The following is a 26,368-nucleotide window of genomic DNA, read 5'->3' on the forward strand; positions in this document are numbered from 1 at the left end:
GGTGCTTTCAAAAGGAGATCAGAAAAAGAGGAGAAGCGCCAGCGAAAGCGCCTGCCCCCAGATGGGGCCGGCAACGCCGAATGGAAGGGGGGCCCGCAAAGAACGGGCGCGGGCGAAGACGGTGGCCCGCCGCCCGTGGCGCGCGCTCCAGAGGCCCGCAGGGCCTTGCCGGGCCCGTTCAGAGCGCCGCTTCGAGCACGCGGCGGCTCACCTCGGGCGTCACGTCGCGGTGCTCGCCCAGCCGCACCATGCCGTGCGCCTCCAGTTGCGCCACCAGCGTGGCCACGCTGTCCGCGCCCACGCCGTAGGCCGACAGCCGGGTGGGAATGCCCATGCGCTCGAAGAAATCGCGCGTGGCGGCGATGGCCGCGTCGATGCGCTCGTCCTCGGTGCCGGTGCGGATGCCCCACACGCGCTCGCCGTACTGCAGCAGCTTGGCGCGCTTGGCGCCGCGCTGCGCCTGCAGCAGGGACGGCAGCACCACGGCCAGCGTGCGCGCATGGTCGATACCGTGCAGCGCGGTGATCTCGTGGCCGATCATGTGCGTGGCCCAGTCCTGCGGCACGCCCGCGCCGATCAGGCCGTTGAGTGCCAGCGTGGCCGTCCACATCAGGTTGGCGCGGTCGTCGTACACCGGCTCGGGCGCGGCCAGGATGCGCGGCCCGATCTCGATCAGCGTCTGCAAAATGCCCTCGGCGAAGCGGTCCTGCACCGCGCCGTTGACGGGGTAGGTGAGGTACTGCTCCACCGTGTGCACGAAGGCATCGACCACGCCGTTGGCCAGTTGCTGCGAAGGCAGCGTGTAGGTCTTGGTGGGGTCCAGCACCGAGAACACCGGATAGGTGTGCGGGCTGCCGAAGGCCAGCTTGGCACCCTTGGCGCGGTGCGTGATCACGCCGCCGTTGTTCATCTCGGAGCCCGTGGCGGGCAGGGTGAGCACCGCGCCGAACGGCAGCGCGCGGGCCACGTTGCTGCCACGCTTTTCCAGGATGGCCCACGGGTCGCCGGCCTCGAACGGCACGGCCGCGGCGATGAACTTCACCGCATCGATCACCGAGCCGCCGCCCACCGCCAGCAGGAAGTCGAACCCACCCTCGCGGATCTGCGCCACGGCGTTCATCGCGGTCTCGTAGCTCGGGTTCGGCTCGATGCCCGCGAACGTGGCGTGCTGCCGGCCCCCCAGCGCCGCCCGCACTTCGGCCAGCGTGCCCGTCTTCTCGGCACTGGCGCCGCCCACCAGGATCAACACCTTGGCCTGTGCCGGCACCAGCCGGTCCAGGTCGGCGATGCGGCCTTTTCCGAAGGCGATGTGCGTGGGGTTGTGGAAGTCGAAATTCAGCATGGGGTTTTTCTCCAGGGGGGAAAGTTATGGGTTGGCGTGGTGCGCCAGGCGCCGGAGCAGGGCCGCCGTCCCGGCCTGCGGACGGTCAAGGAGCCGCTCCGTCTCTCCTGGCGCGGCAATTTACCGGAGATGGGGGCGAACGCCCGTTTGTAAAGCATCCAGTGGCACTGGCGCTCGCCGCGGCCCAGCCAGGATCGGGGCGCCTGCCTGGGTAGCCAGCGTTACCGCACGACCGCCGGGAAACGCGGCACCCGGACGGCGACGCCCACGCGTCGGCACGCCTGCCGGATGCGGTCTACCCAGGCCCGGGTCACGAGGTAGGTGCTGCCGCCCACCGCGTCTTCGTCGGCCACGACGTCCGTCTTCCAATGGACGGGGTTGGAGTGCGCCAGCCCTGCGGCCTCGCTGTTGGGATCTTCGCGGGACCCGCCAGGGTAGTTCGTGAAGGTGTAAATCCTGGCCCCTGTGGTCCACACCATCCAGATCGTGTCGCGCTCTGTGGGATGCGCGGCGTCAGGGGGCAGCCGCTCCTGCACGAAGCAGAACCGGTTTTCGTGCCGGTTGCGGTGGAGCTGGCGCAGGAACGCCTGCAAAGTGTCGGCCGAAGCGATGTGGCCAGCCGCCGGTTTCGAGAAGGCGGCATCGACGAGGACCGGGAAAGCCTGCGGTGCAGCACCTGCCGGACCGGCACCGAACCCCACCAACGCAGCGGTCGCCAAGATGGACCGACCTGCGCGAAGCCATGCCAGCCGGAATTCGGTGGCGGGGCGCTGGCGAGATATCGAATGCATGGCGAAGCGGCGTCAAAAAAGAAGGGGCGCAGTTTAAGTGCCGCCCCGTTGCCGGATTCACCCCTTGCCCATGCGAACGCCCACGCGTCGCTGGGCACCCGCCGCGATCGGCGCCGCCCTCAATCCAGCTTCACCCCCGCCGCCTTGATGATCTCCCCCCACCGCTTGGCCTCGGCGCGGGCCATCGCGCGGAACTGCTCGGGCGTGCCGCCCAGGGGCTCCATGCCGAAGTCCTGCATGCGCTTGACCACCGGCGGGCTGGCCAGGGCCTTGTTGACCTCGGTGTTGAGGCGGGTCACCAGCGCGGGCGGCAGGCCGGCGGGGCCGAGCACGCCCTGGAAGGCATAGACCTCGGTGTTGGGCACGCCGGCCTCGGCCAGCGTGGGCACGTCGGGCAGGCCGGGCACGCGCTTGGCCGAGCCGATGGCGAGCGCCCGCACCTTGCCGGCCTGGATCACCGGCAGGCCGGCGGCCAGGTCGAGGAACATGCAGGGCACCTGCCCGCCCATCACGTCCTGCAGCGCAGGCGCGGCGCCGCGGTAGGGGATGTGGGTCAGGAAAGTCTGCGTGCGGTTCTTGAACATCTCCATCGCCAGGTGGTGCAGCGAGCCGTTGCCCGGCGAGGCGTAGTTGAGCTTGCCCGGGTTGGCGCGCGCGTAGGCCAGCAGATCCTTGACGGTCTTGGCCTCGAAGGCCGGGTGCACCACGAGCGCGAGCGGAAAGCGGCTCAGGCCGGCGATGTAGGTGAAGTCTTTTTCCGGGCTGAACGGCAGCTTGCTGAACAGGTGCTCGTTGTAGGCCAGCAGGGCGTTGTCGGCCGACATGAGCGTGTAGCCGTCGGGCCTGGCGGTGGCGACCATCTGCGCGCCGATGTTGGTGGAGGCGCCGGGGCGGTTGTCCACCACGATCTGCTGGCCCAGCGGGCCGCGCAGGGCTTCGGCCACGGTGCGCGCCAGCACGTCGGTACCGCCGCCGGCCGGGTACGGCACGACCCAGCGGATCGGCTGGCTGGGGTAGTCGGACTGGGCCTGGGCCGCCCAGGGCATGGCGGCGCCGGCGGTGGCGCCAGCGGCGGCCAGGGCGTTTTTGAGCAGGGTTCTGCGGTGCATGGTTTTGTCTCCTTCAAGGGGATGGTCGGGGGAAAGGGATGCGCCGGTGGGCATCCGTGTTTTTCTATTTGCTACTACTTTGATAGCGATATGCCCTAGATTTCATTGCGCTGGGGGCTGATCTGGCTTGGAATCATTTCCAGCCCCGCGAGGCGGTGCGGCTTGCGGCACCGGCGCGGGGAACACCACGCGCTGCACGCGAAAGCCCTGCTGCGCCATCAGGGCCGGCAGCCCCTGGGGGCCCGCCATGTGCAGCGCGCCCACGGCGGCGAACACGCGGTGCCCGGCGTCATGGGCGGCGGCGATGCCGCGGGCCATGCCGGGGTTGCGGGCATCCACCATCTGCCGGTACTCGGCCTGCTCGGCCTCGCTGGCGAGGCACTCGCACCATTGCGGATAGGTCTGCAGCACGTTCAGGCGCCCGTCGGCCCAGGCCCGGGTGAGCCGGGTGATGGAGCGCTGCGCCTGCCCGCCTTCGAGCTGGTCGAGCGCCGCCCCCACGGCGGCCGCGGTGCGGACCGGGTCGTCGGAGGCCAGCAGGCGGATCTGCTGCTCGGGGGTTTCCAGCGCCACGATGGGCTTGGCCGTCGCGCGGGCCATGCCGGCGATGACGGCGTCGATGCCGTAGGCCAGGTCCACGCCCGAGCGGCGCGCCGACTGCCCCACGAGCGTCACGGCCTGCAGTTCGGGCCGCAGGCGGGCGATGGCCGGCGCCAGGCAGGCGGCGTCCACCTGGGCGGCAAGGCGGGCGGCCAAGGCCGGCGGCAGCGGGGGCGCACCGGGCGGGGCCAACATGGCCGCCTGCAGGGCCTGCATCACGGCCGGGTCCAGCAGGTCGAGTTCGAGCGCCACGTGGTCCGAGGCCATCACGGCCGCGCGCACCGTCGGGCCGGGGAACATCCAGCCGCGCTCGGCCGCGTGCACGGTGCCGTAGAGCCAGCTGGTGCGCCCGTCCTTGTCGATGCGCCACAGCAGGCCGCGGTCGCGCGCGTGGCGCAGGGCCTGCGGCATCTCGGCCGGATCGAAGGGGGCCGCCTCCGGCGGGCAGGAGCGCGGGGCACCGCGGCCATCGTCACTGGCGGCACTCGCGGGGGCAGCGGCTGGCGCGGCCATGGCCGGCGCCTGCTGCGCCAGCAAGGCGCCCGGCAGCAACAGCCACGCCGCCAGCGCGAGCCGGGCCAGCCCCGCGCGGGTCCTCATTGCGGGGCCGCGATATTCTGGTCGATGGCGCCGAACAGGCTCTGGCCGGCCTTGTTCTTCATCTCGATGCGGATGGTGTCGCCGAACTTCATGAACTCGGTGGAGGGCTTGCCGTCCTGGATGGTCTCGATGCAGCGCTTTTCGGCGATGCAGCTGTAGCCCTTGGGCCACTCGGTGCGGCCGTTCTGCTCCACACCGCGGTTGCTGACCGTGCCGCTGCCGATGATGGAGCCCGCGCGCACGTTGCGCGTCTTGGCCACGTGGGCGATGAGCTGGCCGAAGTGGAAGGTCATCTCGGGGCCGGCATCGCACATGCCGACCTTGCGGCCATTCCAGGTCGATTGCAGCGTGAGGTTCACGCGGCCCTGGTCCCAGGCGTCGCCCAGTTCGTCGAGCGTGATGGCGACCGGGCTGAACGCGGTGGCGGGCTTGGACTGGAAGAAGCCGAAGCCCTTGGCCAGTTCGGCCGGGATGAGGTTGCGCAGCGAGACGTCGTTGGCCAGCATGACCAGGCGGATGCCGTCCAGTGCCTGCTCGGGCGTGGTGCCCATCTTCACGTCGCCGGTGACGACGGCGATCTCGGCCTCGAAGTCGATGCCCATGGCCTCGCTCGGCACGACCACGTCGTCGCGCGGGCCGATGAAGTCGTCGCTGCCGCCCTGGTACATCAGCGGGTCGGTGTAGAAGCTCTCGGGCACCTCGGAGTTGCGCGCTTTTCGCACCAGTTCGACGTGGTTGATGTAGGCGGAGCCGTCCGCCCACTGGTAGGCGCGCGGCAGCGGGGCCATGCACTGGGCGGGATCGAAGGGAAACGCGTGCGGGGCGCGGCCGGCGTTGAGCTGGTCGTACAGGTCCTGCAACTGGGGCGACAGGAAGCCCCAGTCGTCCAGCACCTGCTGCAGGCGGCTCGCGATGCCGGTCGCATAATGGGCCGTGCCCAGGTCGCGGGAGACGACGACCAGCTGGCCGTCGCGGGAACCATCTTTGTAGGTGGCGAGTTTCATGGGGCTCAGACCTCTTGTCTTCCAACGCACCGGCGGCGGGTGCCCGGCACGAATTACGAATGGTTAAATTGATTTAACTAAACAAAACTCTGGAAATTCTAGTGCAGATGGACAAGGAACGGGCAGGCATACAGTCGGTGGAAGTCGGCTTCGCCCTGCTGGAGGGGCTGACACGGTCGCGCGGACCGCTGATGCTCAAGGACCTCGCGGCCACGGCCGGCATGAGCGCCGCCAAGGCGCACCGCTACCTCGTGAGCTTCCAGCGCCTGGGGCTGGTGGCGCAGGACCCGGGCACCGCGCGCTACGACCTGGGGCCGGCCGCGCTCAAGCTGGGCCTGGCCTCGCTCGCGCGGCTCGATGCGATGCGCCTGGCGCGCGAGCGCATGCCCGCGCTCATGGACACCATCGGCCACACCCTGGCGCTGGCCGTGTGGGGCAACCGCGGCCCGACCATCGTGCACTGGGAGGAATCGCCCCAGGCCGTGACCGCCAACCTGCGCCTGGGCGACGTCATGCCGCTGCTGGCCTCCGCCACCGGCCGCTGCTTTTGCGCCCACCTGCCGCGCGAGGCCACGGCCGCGCTGCTCCAGGAAGAGCTGGCGCACGCCGCCAAGCTGGGCCGCACCGATCTGCCTACCGACACCACCGCGGTCGACGCCCTGCTGGCCGAGGTGCGCGAGCGCGGCGCGGCCCGGGTGGTGGACACCCTGCTGCCGGGCATCGTCGCGTTCTGCGCACCGGTGTTCGACGCCGACGGGCACCTGGCCCTGGGCATCACCACGCTGGGCTCGGTCGCCACGTTCGATCCCGCCTGGGGCGGCGCCATCGACGCGCCGCTGCGCGCCGCCGCCCAGGCGCTGTCGCGCGACCTGGGCCACGGTTGCGCATGAGCGGGCCGGGGCCACGGGCGGGCCGCGCCGGCGCTGCCGGCCGGCGTCCGGCCACCGCCGCGCCGATGCTGTCGTCCGGGCACTGACCCATGCCGCGCCGCGTCCTCGTCCTGCTGACCCTGCTGGTGCTGGCTGTGCACGCCTGGGTGCTGGTGGGCCTGCCCCTGGGCGGCGGACAGGATCGCGGCGCGCCGGTGCGCATGGCCTTCCACACCCGCACCGTGGCGCCACCGCCCCCACCCGAGCCGCCCGCCGCGCCACCGCCGGCCGATGCCGCTCCCGCCACTGCGCCGCCCGCTGCAGCAGCCAAACCCCGGCCCCGGCCGGCCCCCGTGCGCAAGCCGGCCGCCGCCCCACCGGAAGCACCACCGCCCACCCCGGCGCCCACGGCGCAGGCCGCCGAACCGCCGCCGGGCGGCGATGGCCCGGCCCCGGCGGCCTCCCCCGAGGAAGCCACCGCCATGGCCCCGGCCGCCGATGCCACGGCAGAGGGTGCCACGCCGCCCGCGCCAACGGCTTCGGCCCCGACCGCCCCGCCGACCGCCGCGGCATCGGCCCCCACCGACAGCGCCCAGGACAGCAGCGCCGGCGTGGACATCCGGCCGCCCGGCGCAGGCACCAACACGGCCAGCACCACGCCGCCGCCCGCCCGCCTGCCCGATCCGGTGCGCCTGGAGTTCGAGGTGAGCGGCCAGGCCAAGAAGTTCAACTACCGCGCCAGCGCCGAACTGCTGTGGCGCCACGACGGCGCCCGCTACGAAGCCCGGCAGGAGATCAAGGCCTTCCTGATCGGCGCGCGCTCGCAGACCAGCACCGGGCAGGTGACCGCCAGCGGCCTGCAGCCGGAACGCTTCGGCGACAGGGCCCGCAGCGAGCAGGCCGCGCATTTCAACTTCGGCCAGGGGCGCGTGACCTTCAGCGCCAACACGCCGCAGGCCGCCATCGGCGCCGGCGCGCAGGACCGCCTGAGCGTGTTCATCCAGTTGGGCGCCCTGCTGGCCGCCGCCCCCGAGCGCTACCCTGACGGCACCCAGATCACCCTGACCACCGTGGGCGCGCGCTACGCCGACCGCTGGACCTTCACCGTGGAAGGCACCGAGATGCTGGACCTGCCCCGCGGCGCCACCCCCGCGCTCAAGCTGCAGCGCCTGCCGCGCAAGGAATACGACCAGAAGGCCGAGCTGTGGCTCGCACCGTCGCTGGGCTTTCTGCCGGCGCGTATCCGCATCACGCAGTCCAACGGCGACTTCGCCGACCTGCGCCTGAGCGCCAACGCGCCGCCCTGATCGCGGCTTGCGGCGCGGCGAACCGCCCGAGAACCTGTGCGGTTTCGCCCACATGGGCGTGGGACAGTGCGGTTACTTCGCGGATCAGGCCGCCCGCGCACAGGATTCATGAAATACTGTTTTCACGCAGCCGGCGGGTTTTCACCGACCGCCGAAAGCGCCAGGGCTTGAACTTAGCGACCTGGGTGGCCATCTGACAGCAACACACCGACAGAGGAACACCATGCATATGCTCTATGACTCCGAAACCTTCGTGGTGGTCCACATGCAGCCGGATGCCGCCGCGGACGGTGCCCCCAAAGGCTGGCCCACCCCGCCCCAGTTGGCGCGCCACGGCTTCGAAATCGTGGACAAGCGCTCCGGCAAGGAGGTGTACCTGGACGGCTCGTGGGCCGAAATGTTCCAGCAGCAGATCCTGGCCTGGCAACGCGACACCCCCACGCAGGAAGAAGTCGAGGACACGCTGGACGGCTACGTGGGGCTGGCGCAGAACCCGGTGGTGGTGCACTGACCGCTGGCAGGTGAAAAGGCCTGTATGGCCCGTCGACCATCTAGAGCCATCATCCAGCTGCGACCTATTGCTTCAGTTCAATCAACGCGCTCGCCTGCATGCTGCCGAAGCCAGCGGGTGCCTGACGCCGTGATCCGGTAGCGCTGGTTTTTGCTGTTCGGCTTGTCCGGCATGGTCCTTTCCACCAGGCCCGCGGCCAGAGCGGGCAACAGGTAGGCCTTGCGGAAATGCTCCGCATGCTTGAGGCCCACGGCGTCCATCAACGACGCACGGGGCATCTCCCCCTGCAAAACCCCGAGAAGCCTCGCGACTTCCGCGGTGACTTCCGCGGTGACTTCCGCGGTGACTTCCGCGGTGATCGGTTGGGCCAGCGGGTGCACCGGCAATCGCACCACGAACGACAACCGCTCGTCGTCGGTTTCGAACACCGGTTCCGGTGATCCATTGGCACGCATCGCCTTGAGAATTTTCGGGATGCCCGTGGCGCGGCCTTCCGTGAGCCGAAGCTCCTTGAGGAACTCACCGATGCGCCGGTTGCGGTAGCGCCGGCTGACGGCACGGCCTGTCCGCAGATCCTCCAGCCGCACCGACCGATCCGGCCCCGGGTAACTCAGCACCACCAGTTCATCCGGGCCGATGCGGACCTCCACCGGATCGTGGCTCTCGTAAGTGCGGTGGTACACCGCATTCACCAACGCCTCCTCCACCGCCGCGAACGGGAAATTCCAGGCCCGAGTGGCCTCGGCCCGCTGGGGGTGCTTGGCCACCGTTTCGTGCAGGTAGTTGCGCTGCAGGTAATCGAGCGCCTCGCGAACCATGCGCGACAACGGGCCCTGGAAAGACTTCTCGACGATGACATCCCCGCCAGTGCCTTGAGGAAACGCCACCACATCCACCTGTGCGCCCGGAAAGAAATCCGTGGGTGCCTCGTTGAAGAACAGCAGCCCCACGTTCTTGGGCCAGGGCGACTCGGCAGGCCCGCCCACCACATTCATCTGCCGGCCCAGCGCTTCGACCGACAGGTCGGCCGCATCAGCGGCCAAGGCACTGTCCACCTCCTGCAGGAATGCCTGCATCAACGGCTTGGACAGCGAAGCCACCGTGGTTGCCTGACAAAACCGGTCGTCCCAGGGCACTTTGGCCGTCAGGCTCAGCAGCTCCTGCTCCGCCTCGCCCTTGGCCTGCACGGTGCTGCTGTAGCGGCGGATATAGGGGTACCAGACCTTGTGCCTGGCCGTCACCGCTTCCGGCACTTTGTAGGGCCGGTTCTGCCCGCCGGGCGCCCACAGCACCACCAGATGGCGGCCTTGCACGACCTCCAGGCTCAGTACGGGAAAGTAGGGCGGCTGCATCAACTGGCATGCGGCCAGCAGTTCCCGCTGGATCTTGTCGAGTTGATTCGCCGCCAGCCCCTTGGGCGGAAAGACGGGCTGGCCGTTGGCATCGCAGTCCTGCCCGATCACCACATAGCCACCGCCCAGGTTTTCGAAGTCGTTGGCAAACGCGCACAGCGTGCGAAGGATGGCATCGGGATTCCAGCCCTCCTTGTATTCGATCCGCTCCCCCTCCACGGTGCGCTGGTGCAGCAGATCCAGCAGGTTGATGGGCAGCTTGGGTGGCGTGGGCTGGAGCATGGTGCGGGCAATCTAGCATGGGCGTTCCGGAAGCCTGCCGGCCCTTCAACCGGCCGACGCATCCCCCGGGTAAATCCACCGATACAACGGCGCCACCAGCAGCAGCACGGCGATCAGCCGGCACACCTGGAAGGCCGTCACCACCGGCACGCCCAGCTGCAGCACCTTGGCGGTGATCGACATCTCGGCGATGCCGCCGGGGGCCGAGGCCAGCACCATCGTCACCCAGTGCAGCCCGGTGGCCCGGGACAGCGCCACCGCAAACAGCGCGCACACGGCGAGCAGCACCAGCGTGCCGATCGCCACTGAGCCCAGCCAGCGCGGCGCGGTGTGCAAAAAGCCGGGGCGAAAGCGCACGCCCAGGCTGACGCCGATCACCAGCTGCGCCGCGTTGATCAGCGCCTGCGGCACGGCCGACAGCGTGATGCCCGCCATGGCCAGGCCCATCGACACCAGCAGCGCGCCCATGAACCAGGGGTTGGCGCGGCCCAGGCGGTCCATCGCCAGCGCGCCCAGGCCGGTGAGGCCGGCCAGCAGCGCCAGGCCCTGCACATCCACCACGCGCACGGCGGGCGGCAGCAGGTCCAGGCCGTGCAGGCCGCTGAACTGCAGCGCGAACGGAATGGTCACCGTCACGATCACCAGCCGCAGGCTGTGGCTGGCGGCCACGAGGTCGGTGCGGGCGTGCTCGCGCTCGGCCAGCAGGGTCATCTCCGAGGCCGCGCCGATGGCGCCCGAGAAATAGCTGGTCGCGCGCACCACCGGCGCCGGGACGCCCTGCAAATGCGGCGCATGTACACGGTACAGCCACGCGCCGAACAGCCAGCCCCCGAACAGCGCCCACGCCACGCCCAGCGCGATCGCCCACCACAGCCCCGCCACCAGCGTGGTGACCTGCGGCGTGAAATACAAACCCAGCACCGCACCCAGGGTCCACTGCCCGGCATTGCGCAGGCGCCGCGAACTGGCCGTGGGCACGCCCGAGATGGACAGCAGCGCGGTGGCGACCAGCGGGCCGATCATCCAGGGCAGCGGCGTGTGCAGGGCCAGGCACACCACCGCGGCCGCGAGGGCCAGGGCCAGGGTGAGAAGAATGCGGGCAGGTGGAAAAGAGAGCATCGGCGGGCGCGGAGCGGCGAAATCCAGGGGAGGGGAAAGTATCGCCCGCGCGGCACCGGCCCCCTTCCCGCACCCAGGATCGCAATGAAAAAGGCCGAATGCCCTAGTAATCATTGACCTCAATGCTATTTAATTAATAGCAAATCAATCCGCCGGGGTCAGGAGGGCCGGGCCGCGGGGCGCAGCGGTTCGCCCGGGGCCGCGGTCCCAGGCCGGGCCAGGGCGCCCATCGCGCCGGCCAGCGAGGGGTATGTGAACACATAGCCCTCGGCGAGGGCGAGCCGGGGCACCGCGTGCTGCCCGCAGAGCAGGAGTTCGGACATTTCCCCCAACGCAGCGCGCAGGGGCCACGCCGGCATCCGCAGCAGGACCGGCCTGCCGAAAGAGGCCGCCATCGCCGCGGCGAACCGCGCCTGCGAGGGCACGTCCGGCGCCACGGCATTCACGGGGCCGGCCATGCCGGGGCGGGACAGGGCATGGCAGACCAGGCCCACCGCATCGTCGCGGTGAATCCACGGCACGCGCTGCCGGCCGCTGCCGAGCACGGCGCCGAGCCCGACCCGTGCCGCCCAGGCCAGCGGCGAATAGGCCCCGCCCTGCGGCCCCAGCACCAGGCCCATCCGCAGGCAGACCACCCGCACGCCCAGGGCCTGTGCCGCGCCTGCCGCATGCTCCACCTGCGCACACAGGTCCGACTGAAAGCGCCCGGGCTGCGGCGCGCCGCGTTCGTCCAACGGGGTGTCCGCCGCGGGCACGCCGTAGAAACCCACGGCCGACGCCCCCACCAGCACGGCGGGCGGGCAATGCAGGCGCTGCATCAGCACCAGAAGCTGCCGCGCCGTTCCAACCCGGCTCTCGACCAGTTGCCGGCGCCGCGCGCGGGTCCAAGGCCTGCCCAGGACCGGCGCGCCGGCCAGGTGGACCACGGCGTCGATGCGCGTCTCGCCCGGGATGTCCTCCAGGCGGTCCAGCGCCCAGACCTGCGGGCCGAAGGTCGCGCGGGCCTGCAGCGGATCGCGCGTCCAGACGATCACGCGCCGGCCTTCGCCTTGCAGCCGGCGCACCAGCGCCGTGCCGATGAAGCCGGTGGCGCCCGTCACCAGCACCGCAGGCCCGTGGGCGGCAACGGGCAGGGGTTCAGCGGATGGCACGGCCGCCCGCAGCCGCACGACAGCGAACGCATTGCGCACGCTCCAGGCCAGCACCACCAAGGCCGCCACCGTGAACAGCCAGGACCAGGCCCCGTGCCCGACCCGCACCACGCCGGTCGGCAGGGCCGCGTGCGCCGCGAACAGGGGCGCGATCACGCCGACCAGCACGCCATAGCTCACCGCCAGCAGCGTGTGGAGCACCCGCTCGGCGGGCGGCAGGCGGCGGCTGCGGTCCTCCTCCAGGAAGTCCGCCGCGGTGATCACGATCTCCACCGCCAGCAGGGCCGTCGGCAGCAGCACCCACCAGCCCTGCCACTGCACCCAGGCGAACCCCAGGAAGAGCAGGCCGTAGACGGCCTCGCGCGCCGCATGCAGCAGCAGCTCGTGGCGGGCCGAGGTTCGCTGCGGCAGGCGGGCGGACCACTCGTGGTGCCAGAGGTTGTCGAACGCCCCCATCAGGGCCTGCACCGTCAGAACGATGAAAACGATGTCCATGGAATCACTCCTCGGGATCGGTGAACACACCGGTTTGAAAAAACGTGCAACCCCACAGCGGGTGCGCCATGTCCAGGGTGAAGCGGAACGTGCCCGGCCCTTCGTCGCGGTGCTCGACCCGGCACCGCCCCGGCGTGAGCCAATCGGGAATGGGCACGCAGAACGCGCCCAGCGCCAGGAAATAGCGGCGGCTGTAGAACACCAGGGCCCCGTCCTCCACCACCACTTCGAGCGCCATGGACAGCCCGCCGCTCGTGCGCTCCTGCAGGCCGCCGTCCGGGCCGCGCAGCTTGGTCGAGCGCACGACGGCGGCGTCGCGCCGCCCCGGCAGGCGAAGGTGGCGCTCCCATACGACACCGCCGCGCGCGTCGCCGTGCACCCGCACCTCGGCAGGCACGCCGGTCTCGTCGGCATCCAGCAGCGGCCCGCCCAGCAGGCGCGAGGCCCAGGCAAAGCACCGGCCCATGCGGGAGCGCCGGACGTCCAGCGCGCCGCTGTAGCGCACCGGCGCATGGCCTGCCGCGAAACGGCGGCGGATCGCCGGCGAAAGCCGGTGCCATTGCGCCGCGCCCAGCAGTGCGGCCAGGTCCAGGGGCGCCGGCACCTCGGCAGGAGCACGGGCATCGGCATCGCGGGGCAGAAGGAGGGGTGTGGCGGTCTTCATGCCTTCTGTATTGCAGGGCACGTGCCAGCGCACAGACCGTTGATTTCAAACGGTTTTTTAATCCACCTGTCAACGCGGTAGACAGCTGCGGCGGTCGCGCTGTCGACACGGTTTACAGTGCCGGATGGCCATTCACATCGCGCTCGCCCTGGCATTCGTTCAGACCCTGGCCCTGTCCGGCGTGCTGTGGCTGTGGGCCCAGCACGTGGCGGGCGCCCGGCTGCTGATCGTCTTCCTGCTCGGCGTGGGGCTGTGGATCGTGGGCAACGAACTGCCCAACTGGGCCGGCATCGGCACCGCGCCCTTCGCCATGGCCCTGCTGGCGACGGTGCCCATCACGTCCGCGGCGTTCTTGCACTTCTGCGCCATCTTCACGGGCCAGCGGCTGCGGCCCTGGGCCTTGCGGCTGGCCTACGGCGCGGCGTGCGGCGCGACCGCGCTGTCCTGGTGGGTGCCGCCGGGCGCGTTCGAGCACTTTCCGCCGTTCACCGGCGTGCAGTGGGTGGTGGTGCCCAATGCGGCCGGATGGACCACCAGCCTGGTCTGGGCCACCTGCGCGAGCGCGGGCCTGTTGGTGCTGGCCAGGGCCTTCTGGCAGACGCGGGTGGCCACCGGACGCCGGCAGATCGCGGCCGTGGCCCTCTCGTGCGGCTGGGGGCTGATGTGCATCTCGGGCTACGCGTTCGCGGCCCTGCGCATTCCCCAGTACCCCTGGCAGGTGCTGGCTTTCCCCGCTTACCCGCTGATCCTGGTCTACGGCATCCTGCGCTACCGGGTCTTCATGGCCAACGCCTGGGCGCGGCGGGCCCTGGCCTGGGCGATCGTGCTGTTCCTGGGCCTGCTGGCCGTGCCGCTGACTTTGTTGCTGCCGGTGGAGTCGCGCTGGCTCACCTCCGCCGTGGTGGCCGCCACCTGCCTGGCCTGGAGCGGGCCGGTGCGCCGGCTGGCCGAGCGCCTGGTCTACCCCGGCGGCACCCCCACGGCGCACGACCTGGACACCTGGCGCGGCGCGCTGTCCACGGCCCAATCGCTCGGCGAACTCTCGTCCATCGCCGCCTCGCTGCTGTCCCAGCGCATGGGCGTGGCCGTGCGGGTCGTCACGGGCCCCTCGCTCTCCCCCGATCCGCACACCCCCACGGTGCACTGCCGCAAGGACGGCGCCCAGTGGCAGGCCCGGCTGCACGGCTTCGAGCAGGCGCCGCCGGGGCAGCGGCATCTGGCGGAGCTGTTCGGCACCGTCCTCGTGCAGGCGGCGGGCCAGGTGGAAAACGCCGCGGCCGCAGAGCAGCGCGAGCGCGAGCGGCAGTTGCAGGCCCGCCTGGCCGAACTGGGCTCGCTCGCGGCCACGGTCGCGCACGACCTGCGCAACCCGCTGAACGTGATCGCCATGGCCACGGCCTTTTCCCCGGCCGAGGTCCGCAAGGACGTGCAGGAGCAGATCGCCCGCATCTCGCGCCTGGCGGAGGACCTGCTGGACTACGCCAAGCCCTGGCAGATCGAGCCGCGGGCCATCGACCTGTCGCAGCAGGTGCGCCAGGCGATCCGCCACGCCCCGTCCGTGGAACTGGGGCCCGGGCTGGACGGGCCCTGCCCCGTGCACGCCGACCCCGCGCGGCTGGACCAGGTGCTGGCCAACCTCCTCACCAACGCCCAGGCCGCCGCAGGCCAGCGGCGGGTGCACGTGGATGCCGAGCCGGGCGAGGACGGCCTGCGGCTGCATGTCTGCGACGACGGACCCGGCATTCCCGCCGAGCTGCGCGAGCGGCTGTTCCAGCCCTTCGCCTCGCGCAGCCCGGGCGGCACCGGGCTGGGCCTGGCCATCGTCGCACGCATCATGGCCGCGCACGGCGGCACGGCCGCACTGACCGAGCGCCCGCCCTGGCGCACCTGCTTCACCCTGACCTTTCCTCCCCACCGACCATGACCCCTCCCCCCTCCCTGGGCCACATCCTGCTGGTGGACGACGAGCCCGCCTACCAACGGCTGGGCAGCTCCTTCCTGCGCGAACTGGGCCACCGGGTCACCGTGGCCGGCAGCGGCGAAGAGGCGGCCTGGGCCTTCGGACAGGACCGCGCCCACGTGGTGCTGCTCGACCTCGCCATGCCGCCCAGCATGGACCCCGAAGCGGGCCTGGAGCTGATCGGGCGGTTCGCGGGCTCGGTCGTGGTGGTCCTGAGCGGCCACGGAGACCGGGAACTCGCCCTGCGCGCCGCCGAAAAGGGCGCGTGGGACTTCCTCACCAAGCCCATCGACCCGGACATGCTGCGCTTCGTCGTCTCGCGCGCCATGCACAAATCCCGCCTGGACGAAGAGCTGCGGGAGCTGCGCGCACGCGAGGGCAGCGAAGACCTGGGCATCGTCGGCCAGTCGCCTGCCGCGCAGCAGCTGCGCGCCATGGTGCGCCGCGTGGCCGGCACCTCGGTGAGCGTGATGGTGCTCGGGCCCACCGGCACGGGCAAGGAGCTGGTGGCCCGCGCCCTGCACCACTGCAGCGCGCGCCGGCAGGGCCCTTTCGCGATCATCCATTGCGGCGCCCTGTCCAGCGAGCTGCTGGAGAGCGAGCTTTTCGGCCACCAGAAAGGCAGCTTCACCGGCGCCCACCGCGACCAGCCGGGCCTGGTGGAAACCGCGCACGGCGGCACGCTCTTCCTGGACGAAGTGGGCGAGATGCCGCCCGCCATGCAGGTCAAGCTGCTGCGCTTCCTGCAAGAGGGCACCTTCCTGCCCGTGGGCGGGCGCGAGATGAAGAAGGCCGACGTGCGCGTGGTGTCGGCGACGCACCGCGACCTGGAGGGCATGATCCAGGACGGCAGCTTTCGCGAGGACCTCTTTTACCGCCTCAAGGGCGTGGTGATGCGCATCCCGCCCCTGGCCGAGCGGGGCATGGACGTGCCGCTGCTGGCCGCGCACTTTCTGCGCCGCGTGGCGCCACAGGCCCTGTTCGCGCCCGACGCCCAGGCCTGGCTGGCCACGCAGCCCTGGCCGGGCAACGTGCGCCAGCTCCGGGCCCTGGTGGAGTCGGCCGGCGCGCTGATCGCCCCGGGCCACCTGCGCATCGACCTCGACCTGTTGCGGTTCGCCAGCGGCGACCTGGCGCACCTGCCGGATGCGGGCCCGGCCGATGCGGCAGCGGCCGCCCCCGTCGGCGCGCTGGATGCGGCCATCTTCGAGCTGGAAACCCGCATGGTGCGGGAAGCGATGGAGGCCACCCAGGGCAACCAGTCGGAGGCCGCGCGCCGCCTGGGCATCTCGCGCGCCGGGCTGATCAAGAAACTCACCCGGCTGGGCCTGCGCTAGCGCGCGCCGGCCACCGGCCCTGCCCGCCCCTTACCCGCCCCTCAACCGCACGTGCCCAGGTGCCCGCACTGCGTGCAGTAGTCGCAGCCGTCCTTGCGGATCACCGCGTGCGCGCCGCACTCGGGGCACTTCTTGCCGGCCATCGCGGGCGGCATGCCCATGGGCGCCTCGGGCTCGTCCAGCGGCAGCACCTGCTGCACCGGGTCGGGCACGCGGCTGGCCAGGATGTTCTGGATGGCATAGGCCATGGCGGCCACTTCGGAGTCGTGCCACAGCGGCACGCGCGTGCCGTCTTCGCGCTGGCGCGTGCCCAGGCGAACGGGGCCGCGGTCCCACGCCACCTTGCGCATGTCGCTCAGGGCGCGCTCCAGAAAGCCGCCGCGCGCGGCCAGCGAGAGCATGCGCATGCTGGAGGTGATCCACTGCTGCGATTCGCCGCTCTGCCCCACGGGCATGAAGAACTCGATGGCGCGGTCCACCGTGCCCGTGCCGCCGGCATTCGGCATCGGCAGGAACGACACCACCAGGTACAGCGTCTTGTGGCCCTCCTGCGTCCAGTACTCCACCTTCTCGGCGACGGCCGGCAGGGCGCCCTTGGGGCGGCTTTCGATCACGGTGCGCATCGGGTCGATGGGGGCTGCGGCCGATGCGGGTGCCGCTACGGGCGCGGCCGGCGCCGGCGTGGCCTCGGGCGCGTGCGTTTCCAGCACGGCGCCCAGGATGGTGTTGGGCCGGTAGGTGGCCAGCCCCTTGAGGCGCGCGCGCCAGGCGGCGAGGTACAGGCCCTTGAAGTCCTCGTACGGGTAGTCGGCCGGCACGTTCACCGTCTTGGAGATCGCCGTGTCCACGAAGGGCTGCACCGCCTCCATCATGGCGATGTGGTCGGCGGCGGGCATGGACAGCGCGCTCACGAAGTAGTCGGGCAGCGCGTTCACATCGCCGCCCAGTTCGCGGTACAGCCGCCAGGCGTGGTCTTCCACCGCGTATTCGCTCATGCGGCCGTCGCCCTCGCGCTTCCTGCGCTTGTAGGTCCACGAAAACGGCGGCTCGATGCCGTTGGAGGCGTTGTCGGCGAAGGCCAGGCTCACCGTGCCCGTGGGCGCGATCGACAGCAGGTGGCTGTTGCGGATGCCGTGCTCGCGGATCTGCGCCTGCAGCGCCTGCGGCAGCCGGCTGGCGAAGGTGCCGGGCGCCAGGTAGCCGGCCGCATCGAACTTCGGGAACGCCCCTTTCTCGCGCGCCAGCGCCACCGACGCGGCATAGGCCGCATCGCGCAGCCGCTCGGCGATCTGCGCGGCCATGGCGCGGCCCGCGTCGCGGTCGTAGCGCAGGCACAGCATGGCCAGCGCGTTGCCCATGCCGGTGAAGCCCACGCCGATGCGCCGCTTGGCGGCCGACTCGGCGCGCTGCGCCTCCAGCGGCCAGAAGGTCACCTCCAGCACGTTGTCGAGCGCGCGCACCTGCGTGGCGACGCTCTGCTCGAAGGCCTCGAAATCGAAGGCCGGCGCGCCCGCCAGCCCGAACGGGTTGCGCACGAAGCGCGTGAGGATGATGGGCCCCAGGTCGCAGCAGCCGTAGGGCGGCAGCGGCTGCTCGCCGCAGTTGTGCACATACAGGCCATTCGCGTCGAAGGCGTGGCAGTCGGCCACGGTGACGTCGTACACGTCCTCGCACCCATCGGCCGCGATGCAATCCACGGTGGCGGTGAAGCGCTCACGGTTCAGCCGGCGCTGGTAGCCCGCCAGGGCGGCTTCCAGGCGAGCGGCCTTGGCGGTGTCGGCAAAGCCGATGCGATCGGCGTACGCCTGCAGGTTGTCGCCGGACACCACCAGTTCGTGCTGCGCCTGCGTGGGGTAGGCCCGGGTGCCGCCACGCCCGTCGGGCAGCACAGAGTGCTGCGCGGGGCGGCGGCCGGTATACAGCGTGGAGGCGATCCCGAAGCGCAGCAGCATGCGCTGCACGGTGCGCAGCAGTTCGGCATCGCTTTGCGACAGGCGCACGCTCACGCCCTTGTCCTGGGCGCCCTGCACCGAACCGTCGGCATCGAACAAACCACGCAGCAGGCCGGCGGCGAAGGCGGAGGAGCCGCATTCCATGGCCGGCGTGATCGTCTTGTGGTCAGCCCGCAGGCCCATGGCGTGCGCCAGTCGCCACAGCGCCGCGCTGGCCATGCGGGCCTCCCCGCGCGTGCCGACGGGGCGCTGGAAGCCGCTGAAATCAGACCGGTGGGGCAACGTGGCCGCGGCGGCTTCGGCGGCTTGCACGATGCCTGCCGCGCCGGTGGCGGCATAGGCCACGGTGCCGTTGCCCACCTGCCGCAATTCGGGTGCCCAGACCGAGATCACGGCCTTGTCGGCCTTCAAGGTGCCGTCGCCCACGAGCAGGCCGAGCAGGTAGCCCTCGGCCTCGGTGCCCGCACCGTCCCATCCGCCGAGCGCGCGGTGGTCGTGCAGCACGATCTGGTCGCCCGGCTGCAGGTCGCCGGCCGCCGTCCACTCCAGGGACTGGGCGTAGCGGGTCTGCCGCGCCACGCGGCGCACGCGGTGGTCGGGCGTGAGGCGCAGCGTGTGGCCTTCGCGCGTGCGCAGGGCGATCACGGGCTTGTGGCCGGTCTTGAAAAATCCTTCGCTTTCCGTGCAGAAGACCCGGCCGTCCACCACCGCGCCGAACCGCCGCCCGATGAGATCGGCCACCTGCGCCGGGCCGTCCGCCGTCAGCACCCAGGTGTCGGCCGTGACGCAGGGATTCGTCGCCGCGATCGCCTCGCAGTAATGCAGGTTGTTGTCGCGGTTGATCGCATCGAGGAACAGGATGCCCGGCTCGGCGAAGTCGTAGGCCGACCGCATGATGGTGTCCCACAGGTCGCGGGCCGGCACGGTGCGGTAGACCCACTGGCCGTCGGTGCGCTGCACCGCGCCCTGCGCCAGCAGCGCGGCGCCGGGGCGCGCGGGGTGCACAAGGTCCCACGGCTGGCCATCGGCCACGGCCTGCACGAAGGCATCGGTCACGCCGACCGACACGTTGAAGTTGTTCCACCGCCCGGGGGTGCGCTTGGCGGTGATGAATTCGAGCACGTCGGGGTGGTCGATGCGCAGCACGCCCATCTGCGCGCCGCGCCGCGCGCCGGCGCTCTCCACCGTGGAGCAAGACTGGTCGAAAACGTTGATGTAGCTGCACGGCCCCGAGGCCAGCGAGGCCGTGCCCTTGACCTGCGCGCCCTTGGGCCGGATGCGCGAGAAGTCGTAGCCCACGCCGCCGCCGCGCCGCATGGTCTCGGCGGCCTCGCGCAGGGCCTCGTAGATGCCGGGATAGCCGCCGTCGTCCATGCCCTGGATGCAGTCGCCCACGGGCTGCACGAAGCAGTTGATGAGCGTCGCCTGGATGTCGGTGCCGGCGGCGCTCATGATGCGGCCCGCCCCGATGGCGCCCGCGCTCAGGTTGGCGAGAAAGCGCGCCTCGTGCGCCGCGCGCTCGGCGGCGGGCTCCACCGAGGCCAGGGCCCGCGCCACGCGGCGGTAGAGGTCCTGCACCTCCGTCTCGCCGGGCTTGAGGTACTTTTCGCGCAGCACGTCGAGGCTGATGGGCTGCACGGGGGTGGCGTCGGACGCCACGGGGGTGAAGGGGTCGCGTTGCATGTCGCTGGGGCTTCCACGGTGCACAAGGCCCCCGTTTTACTCCGGTGGCCCACCGCCCGGCTTGCCCAATGTCAACGAGGACGGCGAGGGTTTTTCAGAGGGTGAAAGCGCCAGGGTGTATGCACGGCAGGGCCGCGCGATGGCGGCCCTCCTGGGCTGCCGGCACGCGCGCTGCCGCGGTTTTTTGTTTCCTGGATCGAAACGCTGTGATTCCCGCGCCGGGGCTTATGCGCCCTGGCCGTTGGCGCCATATTCAAGGCAACGTGCCCCTGGTTCCCGGTGGCACGCCCGCCCATCCCTTGATCCCCCCTCCCTTTCCAGGAATCCACCATGTCCCCCACCGCCGAACTGGCCGCCGAACTCGAAACCGCCATCCACGGGCCCGATGCCACCCCGCTGATCGAGCGCCTGCAGTGGCGCTACGCCACCAAGAAGATGGACCCGGCCCGCCAGGTGCCCGAGGAGAAGGTCGAGCGCATCCTCGAAGCCGCGCGGCTCGCGCCCACCTCCAGCGGGCTGCAGCCGTTCGAGGTGCTGCTCGTCACCCAGCCCGAGGTGCGCCAGCGCATCCAGGCCATCGCGTGGAACCAGGCGCAGATCACGGACGGCTCGCACCTGCTGGTGTTCGCCGCGTGGGACGACTACACGCCCGAGCGCATCAACGCCATGTTCGACTACACCAACGCGGTGCGCGGCTTCAAGAACGAAGGCTGGGAGAACTACCGCAACATGCTGCTGGGCACCTACCCGCAGCGCGGCGCCGAGGTGAATTTCCAGCACGCCGCCCGTCAGGCCTACATCGCCCTGTCCGCCGCGCTCATGGCCGCGGCCTACGAGGCGGTGGACAGCACGCCGATGGAAGGATTCGACCCCGACGCACTCGACACCCTCCTGGGCCTGCGCGCCCGCGGACTGCGCAGCGTGGCCATCGTGCCGCTGGGCTACCGCCAGGCCGACCAGGACTGGCTGGCGCCGCTGCCCAAGGTGCGCCGTCCGCGCGAGCAGTTCGTCACCGAGGTGTTGTAACGCCACGGGGCCGGCGGGGTGCCGCCGCCGGCTGGAGGGGCGGCACGCAAGGGACGCTTAGCATCGGCCCATGCACCGCCCTCTTCTCCTCTTCGTTCTTCGCTCCATTTCCCAAACCCACGCAGCGGCCGTCCGCCCCGGCGCCAGGGCGCTGGCGGTGGCGCTGGCGGTGGCGCTGGCCGGTTGCGCCCCGATGGGCCCGCGCACCGGCGCGCAGGCCCCCACCCCCTGGCTCGCCCAGGTCCAGGCCCTGCTGCCCGCCGATGTGCTGCTGATCGGCGAGCAGCACGATGCCCCCGAACACCAGGCGCTGGAGCGCGAGGCCGTGCAATGGCTGGCCGCGCGCGGGCAACTCGCGGCGCTGGTGATGGAGATGGCCGACAGCGGGCGGACCACCGACGGGATGCCCCGCGACGCGGACGAGGCCCAGGTGCAGCAGGCGCTCGGCTGGAACGCGGCGGCCTGGCCGTGGGCGCAGTACGGCCCGGTGGCCATGGCCGCGGTGCGGGCCGGCGTGCCGGTGCGCGGCGGCAACCTGCCGCGGGCGGACCTGCGCGAGGCGATGCGGGACGAGCGCTGGGACCGGCACCTGGACGCCACGGCGCTGGCGCGCCAGCACACCGCCCTGCGCGAGGGGCACTGCGGCCTGCTGCCCGAGTCGCAGATCCCCGGCATGGCCCGCATCCAGATCGCCCGCGACGCCCGCATGGCGGCGGTGGCCGCGGCGGCGCGGCGCCCCGGGCAGGTGGTGGTGCTGGTGGCCGGCGGTGGCCACGTGCTGCGCGGCGTGGGCGTGCCCACGCACTGGTTCCCCGGCCTCACGGCCAAGGTGGCGCTGGCGCAGGCTGGCGGGGCACCCGACCCGCAAGCGGGCGACACCGACGCGGTGCAGGCCACCCCGGCCCTGCCGGCGCGCGACCCTTGCGCGGAGCTGCGCCGCTCGCAGGGCGCCAGGCCCTGAGGCGCCACGGCGAACCCGGTGGAGGATTCAAGCCAAAACGGCCTCCAGCGCATGATCCACTAGGGCATATCGCTACTATTTTTATATCAACCAATCCGCCCATCCGTCCGTCACCCGTGCCGGCTCAGTGGGCGGCCCCGCCCACCTGCGCGCGCAGCAGCGCCGTGAACGCCTCGGCCGGCAACGGGCGCTGGCACAGGTAGCCCTGGTAGCGGTCGCACCCGCGCTCGCGCAGGAAGGCCAGCTGCTCGGGGGTCTCCACGCCTTCGGCCAGCACCGCCAGCCCCAGGCTGTGGCCCATGGCGATGATGGCCGTGCAGATGGCCATGTCGTCGCTGTTCTGCGGCAGGTCGCGGATGAAGCCCTGGTCGATCTTGAGCACGTCGATGGGAAAGCGCTTGAGGTGGGCGAGCGACGAATAGCCCGTGCCGAAGTCGTCGATGGCCATGCGCAGGCCCAGGCCGCGCAGGCGCAGCAGCACCTGGCGGGCCTCCTCGGGGCGCTCGGCGAGCGCGCCCTCGGTGATCTCCAGTTCCAGCAGCGTGGGCGGGTAGCCCGAGGCGGCCAGGGCCGACGCCGCGCAACCGGCCAGGTCGGTCAGGTGGAACTGGCGCGGCGACACGTTCACGGCCATGGTCAGGCCGGGCAGCCCGGCGGCGCGCCATGCCTGGGCCTGGCGGCAGGCCTCGTGCATGACCCATTCGCCCAGCGGGCCGATCATGCCGGAGTGCTCGGCCACCGGGATGAAGCGCGCGGGGGAAATCATGCCCTCCTGCGGGTCCATCCAGCGCACCAGCGCCTCGGCGCCGATCACGCGGCCAGTGGCGATGTCCACCTGAGGCTGGTAGTGCAGCTGCAGGTGGCCGAGCGCCAGCGCCGCGCGCAGGCGCGATTCGAGCGCGAGGCGCTCGCGCGCGGCCCGCGTCATGGTTTCGCTGAAAAAACACCAGGCGCCGCGCCCGCGCTCCTTGGCGCCGTAGACGGCGGCGTGGGCGCCCTGCAGCAGCGCCTGGGCGCTGTCGCCGTGGCGCGGAAACAGGCTGATGCCCACGCTCGCGCCGGCCACCACCTCGAAGCCCTCGGGCGAGCGCCAGGGCTCGGCCACGGCGGCGATCAGCGTGCGCGCGATGGCGGCGGCCTCGTCCTCGCTCGGGGCGTTGCGCACGAGCACGCCGACCTCGTCGCCCGCCAGGCGCCCGGCCAGATCGCCCGGGCGCAGGGCCGATTCCAGCCGGCGCGCGATGTGGCGCAGCACCTCGTCGCCCACGGCGTGGCCGTAGCTGTCGTTCACGTCCTTGAAGCGGTCCAGGTTGAGCAGCAGCACGGCCATGGACTCGCCGCTGACGCGGGCCTGGGCCGTGGCCTCCTCCAGCCGCTGGGCGAACCAGGTGCGGTTGGGCAGGCCGGTGAGCGGGTCGTTGTGGGCCAGGAACGCCAGGCGCTGGCGCTGGGTGTGTTCCTGCGAGATGTCGGTGAACAGGCACACGTAGTGCGTCACCACGCCCGCGCCGTCGCGCACGGTGCTGAGCGACATGCGTTCGGGAAACACCTCGCCGTTCTTGCGCCGGTTCCAGATCTCGCCCTGCCAGCGGCCGGTGCGCGACAGCTCGGTCCACAGGGCCTCGTAGAAGGCCCGGTCGTGCCGGCCGGACTTGAACAGGCGCGGCGTCTGGCCGAGCAGCTCGGCCTCGGTGTAGCCCATCAGCCGCGTGAAGGCCGCATTCACCGAGAGGATGCGGTTGTTCGCATCGGTCACCACCATGCCCTCGATGGCGTTGTCCACCACCGTGGTCGCCAGGCGCTGGCGCTGCTCGGCGCCGCGTGCCATCCGTGCCCAGGCGCGGCCCCGGCGCACCAGCGCGGCGGCATCGGCCGCCTGCAGCCGGCGCAGACCGGCCACCGCCAGGGCGGCGGAAACCAGCACGAAGGCGATGTCCTTGGCACTGCCCCACAGGCCGGCATGGGTGCCGCCACCGGCGTCCGTGCCCAGCAGCCACGCCAGCAGCGCGTCGCCGCCCGCCACCCACGCCACGCCCGCCGCCACGTAGGCGGCCCATGCCCAGCCGGGCACCCGCGTCAGGGCCGGGCCCTCCTCTTCATCCATGACTGTCCTTGTTGTGTTTTGCCTCGCCCGCCGGGCGCACCGCGCCTTCCGGGCGGCCTCCAATGGGACCGTATTCTCGCGCCAGCCGGGGCCCTGCGCAGCGATGGACGCGGCACGGCCCCGGGCCTTGCTGCGACAATCGCCCCGCTATGAACCAAGCCTATATCCTTACCCTGTCCTGTCCCGACAAGCTCGGGCTGGTGCATGCGGTGTCCGGCTTCCTGCTGGAGCATGGCGGCAACATCGAAGAGGCCGCCCAATACAACGACCACGCCACCGGGCTGTTTTTCATGCGCGTGCAGTTCGCCTGCGGGGCGCACGACCACGCCGCGCTCAAGACGCAGTTGGCCGCCTTCGCCGGCCCGCACGGCATGCACTGGCAGCTGCACCCGGTGTCCGAGCCGATGAAGACCGTCATCATGGTCAGCCGCGAAGGCCACTGCCTGAACGACCTGCTGTTTCGCTGGAAGTCCGGCCTGCTGCCGGTGCACATCGCGGCCATCATCAGCAACCACCGCGATTTCTACCAGCTGGCGGCCAGCTACAACGTGCCGTTCCACCACATCCCCGTCACGGCCGCCACCAAGGCGCAGGCCGAGGCTCGGCAGTTCGAGATCATCGAATCCGAGGGGGCCGAGCTGGTGGTGCTGGCGCGCTACATGCAGGTGCTGTCGGACGACCTGTGCCGCAAGCTGGAAGGCCGGGCCATCAACATCCACCACAGCTTCCTGCCCAGCTTCAAGGGCGCCAAGCCCTACTACCAGGCGCACGACCGCGGCGTGAAGCTGATCGGCGCCACCGCCCACTACGTGACGGCCGACCTGGACGAGGGCCCGATCATCGAGCAGGACGTGGCCCGCGCGGACCACAGCAAGACGGTGGAAGACCTCACCGCCATGGGCCGCGACACCGAAAGCCAGGTGCTGGCCCGCGCCGTCAAGTGGCACACCGAGCACCGCGTGCTGCTCAACGGCCACAAGACGGTGATCTTCCGCTGACAAGCAGCCAGCGTACATCTAGAAGTTCACACGCCTCTCATGTTCACTCAAACCACGACCGCTTATGCAATCCTCCATTAAAGCTACTGCGCGCCCCGTCGGAGTAGACCTCTTTGCTGGTGCAGGGGGCCTTTCGCTGGGGTTTGAGCAGGCAGGATTTGATGTGGCAGCAGCAGTGGAGATTGATCCCATTCACTGCGCTACTCACGAATACAACTTTCCGCATTCAAAAGCCATCTGCGCCTCGGTCGTCGACTTGTCAGGGGAAGACATCCGACAGATTGCCAGCCTTGGAAAAATTGATATTGATGTAGTTTTTGGCGGCGCCCCTTGCCAAGGCTTCTCCATGATCGGAAAGCGTGCCCTGGATGACTCGCGCAATCAATTGGTTTTTCACTATGTGCGACTTGTTCGAGAGCTCAATCCAAAATATTTCGTATTCGAGAACGTCAGAGGTTTGACCTTAGGCAAACACGTGCGTTTTCTTCAAGAGCTCATCGATGAGCTTGCAAGCGCAGGATATAAAGTCTTACTGCCTTATCAAGTGCTGAACGCCGCAGACTTCGGAGTTCCACAAGATCGAAAGCGGCTATTTCTTCTGGGGGCTCGATCAGATCAGCAGCTTCCGCATTATCCAAAGGCTTCTAAGTTGCGCGCAACAGTGTGGGATGCAATCAGTGACCTGCCAAACGCTGATGAATTCGCGCAACTAGAAAAAGGTGATTCGATATCTGTCCGATGGAATACGCGCCCTGCTTACGCACGACGTTTGAGGTGTTTAGAAGTTGATGCCGCAGACTTCAGCTATCCGCGAGAATTTCCAAAGAATCGATTGACGAGCAGTCTACGAACAAGTCACACCGACCTCTCAAAAGAACGCTTTTTGGCGACTGCGCCAGGAGAGACAGAACCAATCAGCCGCTTTAAAAAACTCCACCCTGATGGACTATGTAATACCTTACGCGCTGGAACCGATAGCGCACGTGGTGCTTTTACGTCTCCGAGGCCAATTCATCCAATACTGCCTAGAGCGTGTTATGAACTTCCCGCCGCAGCTAGCACCCGTGCAGCGGCGGGCAACATGAGCACTGCAAACACCAGAAAATGTAGCCCGCCGAGCACTTCCGGCAACCGCTCATAGTCCCGGGAGA

Annotated in this window: 19 protein-coding genes and 2 pseudogenes; 9 read left to right on the forward strand and 12 right to left on the reverse strand. The window is 70.4% G+C overall.

The annotated features are described in order from the left end of the window. Positions 1-178: 178 nt before the first annotated feature. From AVAK2825_RS18265 to AVAK2825_RS18285, 5 genes are all read right to left on the reverse strand, one after another. The gene (locus tag AVAK2825_RS18265) at positions 179-1,342 is read right to left on the reverse strand and encodes an iron-containing alcohol dehydrogenase (protein WP_284401499.1); all 1,164 of its coding nucleotides are present in this window, start codon (positions 1,340-1,342) and stop codon (positions 179-181) included. A gap of 221 nt (positions 1,343-1,563) precedes the next feature. Next, positions 1,564-2,133, reverse strand: coding sequence for a hypothetical protein (locus AVAK2825_RS18270; protein ID WP_284401503.1), 570 nt, complete (start codon positions 2,131-2,133; stop codon positions 1,564-1,566). A 119-nt stretch (positions 2,134-2,252) separates the two neighbouring features. Continuing rightward, positions 2,253-3,242: a Bug family tripartite tricarboxylate transporter substrate binding protein gene (locus AVAK2825_RS18275; RefSeq protein ID WP_284401506.1), complete on the reverse strand. Its 990-nt coding sequence runs from the start codon at positions 3,240-3,242 to the stop codon at positions 2,253-2,255. Between the two features lie 102 nt (positions 3,243-3,344). Next, the gene (locus AVAK2825_RS18280; protein WP_284401508.1) at positions 3,345-4,442 is read right to left on the reverse strand and encodes a TraB/GumN family protein; all 1,098 of its coding nucleotides are present in this window, start codon (positions 4,440-4,442) and stop codon (positions 3,345-3,347) included. Then, the gene (locus tag AVAK2825_RS18285) at positions 4,439-5,446 is read right to left on the reverse strand and encodes a fumarylacetoacetate hydrolase family protein (RefSeq protein ID WP_272549346.1); all 1,008 of its coding nucleotides are present in this window, start codon (positions 5,444-5,446) and stop codon (positions 4,439-4,441) included. The genes AVAK2825_RS18280 and AVAK2825_RS18285 overlap by 4 nt, the downstream gene beginning before the upstream one ends. Before the next feature lie 107 nt (positions 5,447-5,553). Here AVAK2825_RS18285 and AVAK2825_RS18290 point away from each other — a divergent pair, with 107 nt between their 5' ends. The 3 genes from AVAK2825_RS18290 (at position 5,554) to AVAK2825_RS18300 (ending at position 8,133) form a co-directional block, all read left to right on the forward strand. Beyond that, the gene (locus tag AVAK2825_RS18290) at positions 5,554-6,336 is read left to right on the forward strand and encodes an IclR family transcriptional regulator (protein WP_284401536.1); all 783 of its coding nucleotides are present in this window, start codon (positions 5,554-5,556) and stop codon (positions 6,334-6,336) included. Positions 6,337-6,425: 89 nt separating this feature from the next. Further along, the gene (locus AVAK2825_RS18295) at positions 6,426-7,622 is read left to right on the forward strand and encodes a DUF3108 domain-containing protein (protein ID WP_284401511.1); all 1,197 of its coding nucleotides are present in this window, start codon (positions 6,426-6,428) and stop codon (positions 7,620-7,622) included. 223 nt (positions 7,623-7,845) lie between these two features. Beyond that, entirely contained in the window at positions 7,846-8,133 is a 288-nt protein-coding gene (locus AVAK2825_RS18300) for a BTH_I0359 family protein (RefSeq protein WP_272566968.1), read from the forward strand. A gap of 77 nt (positions 8,134-8,210) precedes the next feature. On the opposite strand, the gene AVAK2825_RS18305 is transcribed toward AVAK2825_RS18300, so the two are convergent. The 4 genes from AVAK2825_RS18305 to AVAK2825_RS18320 all read right to left on the reverse strand — a co-directional run bounded on the left by AVAK2825_RS18305 (position 8,211) and on the right by AVAK2825_RS18320 (position 13,196). Beyond that, a complete protein-coding gene (locus AVAK2825_RS18305) occupies positions 8,211-9,767 on the reverse strand; it encodes an RNA/DNA-binding domain-containing protein (RefSeq protein WP_284401514.1) in 1,557 nt (518 codons plus the stop codon). 45 nt (positions 9,768-9,812) lie between these two features. Beyond that, positions 9,813-10,886 carry an AbrB family transcriptional regulator gene (locus AVAK2825_RS18310; protein ID WP_284401516.1) on the reverse strand — a complete coding sequence of 358 codons (1,074 nt, stop codon included), beginning with the start codon at positions 10,884-10,886 and terminating at the stop codon, positions 9,813-9,815. A gap of 158 nt (positions 10,887-11,044) precedes the next feature. Then, entirely contained in the window at positions 11,045-12,532 is a 1,488-nt protein-coding gene (locus tag AVAK2825_RS18315) for a TIGR01777 family oxidoreductase (protein WP_284401517.1), read from the reverse strand. Positions 12,533-12,536: 4 nt separating this feature from the next. Then, on the reverse strand, positions 12,537-13,196 hold the full coding sequence (locus tag AVAK2825_RS18320) for a DUF4166 domain-containing protein (protein WP_284401519.1): 660 nt from the start codon (positions 13,194-13,196) through the stop codon (positions 12,537-12,539). Positions 13,197-13,320: 124 nt separating this feature from the next. On the opposite strand from AVAK2825_RS18320, the gene AVAK2825_RS18325 reads away from it, so the two are divergent. Further along, positions 13,321-15,120 carry a sensor histidine kinase gene (locus tag AVAK2825_RS18325; RefSeq protein ID WP_284401520.1) on the forward strand — a complete coding sequence of 600 codons (1,800 nt, stop codon included), beginning with the start codon at positions 13,321-13,323 and terminating at the stop codon, positions 15,118-15,120. Further along, a complete protein-coding gene (locus tag AVAK2825_RS18330; protein WP_284401522.1) occupies positions 15,117-16,493 on the forward strand; it encodes a sigma-54-dependent transcriptional regulator in 1,377 nt (458 codons plus the stop codon). The genes AVAK2825_RS18325 and AVAK2825_RS18330 overlap by 4 nt, the downstream gene beginning before the upstream one ends. Positions 16,494-16,534: 41 nt before the next feature. Here the strand turns inward: AVAK2825_RS18330 and AVAK2825_RS18335 are convergent, their stop codons facing one another. Then, positions 16,535-20,128, reverse strand: coding sequence for a ribonucleotide reductase barrel domain-containing protein (locus tag AVAK2825_RS18335; protein WP_284401525.1), 3,594 nt, complete (start codon positions 20,126-20,128; stop codon positions 16,535-16,537). A gap of 330 nt (positions 20,129-20,458) precedes the next feature. Here AVAK2825_RS18335 and AVAK2825_RS18340 point away from each other — a divergent pair, with 330 nt between their 5' ends. Then, complete coding sequence (locus tag AVAK2825_RS18340; protein ID WP_284401528.1) at positions 20,459-21,154, forward strand: NAD(P)H-dependent oxidoreductase; 696 nt, start codon at positions 20,459-20,461, stop codon at positions 21,152-21,154. A 70-nt stretch (positions 21,155-21,224) separates the two neighbouring features. Continuing rightward, entirely contained in the window at positions 21,225-22,115 is an 891-nt protein-coding gene (locus AVAK2825_RS18345) for a ChaN family lipoprotein (RefSeq protein WP_284401530.1), read from the forward strand. 124 nt (positions 22,116-22,239) lie between these two features. On the opposite strand, the gene AVAK2825_RS18350 is transcribed toward AVAK2825_RS18345, so the two are convergent. Continuing rightward, positions 22,240-24,219: a putative bifunctional diguanylate cyclase/phosphodiesterase gene (locus tag AVAK2825_RS18350; protein ID WP_284401532.1), complete on the reverse strand. Its 1,980-nt coding sequence runs from the start codon at positions 24,217-24,219 to the stop codon at positions 22,240-22,242. Between the two features lie 149 nt (positions 24,220-24,368). Between AVAK2825_RS18350 and purU the strand changes: the two genes are divergently transcribed. After that, positions 24,369-25,217 (forward strand): formyltetrahydrofolate deformylase, encoded by an 849-nt coding sequence (gene purU, locus AVAK2825_RS18355; RefSeq protein ID WP_272566953.1) that lies wholly within the window; start codon positions 24,369-24,371, stop codon positions 25,215-25,217. Between the two features lie 64 nt (positions 25,218-25,281). After that, positions 25,282-25,893 (forward strand): annotated as a pseudogene (locus AVAK2825_RS18360) (DNA cytosine methyltransferase); the annotation flags it as partial. A gap of 359 nt (positions 25,894-26,252) precedes the next feature. Here the strand turns inward: AVAK2825_RS18360 and AVAK2825_RS18365 are convergent. Next, positions 26,253-26,368, reverse strand: a pseudogene (locus tag AVAK2825_RS18365) (IS5/IS1182 family transposase); the annotation flags it as partial.

Source organism: Acidovorax sp. SUPP2825 (assembly GCF_030158995.1).
In the GTDB taxonomy this organism is placed as follows: Bacteria; Pseudomonadota; Gammaproteobacteria; order Burkholderiales; family Burkholderiaceae_C; genus Paracidovorax.

Coding starts and splice junctions, on each gene's coding strand:
- AVAK2825_RS18345 (WP_284401530.1), top strand. CDS start 21,225: ATGCACCGCCCTCTTCTCCTCTTCGTTCTTCGCTCCATTTCCCAAACC.
- AVAK2825_RS18315 (WP_284401517.1), bottom strand. CDS start 12,532: ATGGACATCGTTTTCATCGTTCTGACGGTGCAGGCCCTGATGGGGGCG.
- AVAK2825_RS18340 (WP_284401528.1), top strand. CDS start 20,459: ATGTCCCCCACCGCCGAACTGGCCGCCGAACTCGAAACCGCCATCCAC.
- AVAK2825_RS18290 (WP_284401536.1), top strand. CDS start 5,554: ATGGACAAGGAACGGGCAGGCATACAGTCGGTGGAAGTCGGCTTCGCC.
- AVAK2825_RS18300 (WP_272566968.1), top strand. CDS start 7,846: ATGCATATGCTCTATGACTCCGAAACCTTCGTGGTGGTCCACATGCAG.
- AVAK2825_RS18325 (WP_284401520.1), top strand. CDS start 13,321: ATGGCCATTCACATCGCGCTCGCCCTGGCATTCGTTCAGACCCTGGCC.
- AVAK2825_RS18285 (WP_272549346.1), bottom strand. CDS start 5,446: ATGAAACTCGCCACCTACAAAGATGGTTCCCGCGACGGCCAGCTGGTC.
- AVAK2825_RS18320 (WP_284401519.1), bottom strand. CDS start 13,196: ATGAAGACCGCCACACCCCTCCTTCTGCCCCGCGATGCCGATGCCCGT.
- AVAK2825_RS18330 (WP_284401522.1), top strand. CDS start 15,117: ATGACCCCTCCCCCCTCCCTGGGCCACATCCTGCTGGTGGACGACGAG.
- AVAK2825_RS18295 (WP_284401511.1), top strand. CDS start 6,426: ATGCCGCGCCGCGTCCTCGTCCTGCTGACCCTGCTGGTGCTGGCTGTG.
- AVAK2825_RS18350 (WP_284401532.1), bottom strand. CDS start 24,219: ATGGATGAAGAGGAGGGCCCGGCCCTGACGCGGGTGCCCGGCTGGGCA.
- purU (WP_272566953.1), top strand. CDS start 24,369: ATGAACCAAGCCTATATCCTTACCCTGTCCTGTCCCGACAAGCTCGGG.
- AVAK2825_RS18335 (WP_284401525.1), bottom strand. CDS start 20,128: ATGCAACGCGACCCCTTCACCCCCGTGGCGTCCGACGCCACCCCCGTG.
- AVAK2825_RS18280 (WP_284401508.1), bottom strand. CDS start 4,442: ATGAGGACCCGCGCGGGGCTGGCCCGGCTCGCGCTGGCGGCGTGGCTG.
- AVAK2825_RS18305 (WP_284401514.1), bottom strand. CDS start 9,767: ATGCTCCAGCCCACGCCACCCAAGCTGCCCATCAACCTGCTGGATCTG.
- AVAK2825_RS18265 (WP_284401499.1), bottom strand. CDS start 1,342: ATGCTGAATTTCGACTTCCACAACCCCACGCACATCGCCTTCGGAAAA.
- AVAK2825_RS18310 (WP_284401516.1), bottom strand. CDS start 10,886: ATGCTCTCTTTTCCACCTGCCCGCATTCTTCTCACCCTGGCCCTGGCC.
- AVAK2825_RS18275 (WP_284401506.1), bottom strand. CDS start 3,242: ATGCACCGCAGAACCCTGCTCAAAAACGCCCTGGCCGCCGCTGGCGCC.
- AVAK2825_RS18270 (WP_284401503.1), bottom strand. CDS start 2,133: ATGCATTCGATATCTCGCCAGCGCCCCGCCACCGAATTCCGGCTGGCA.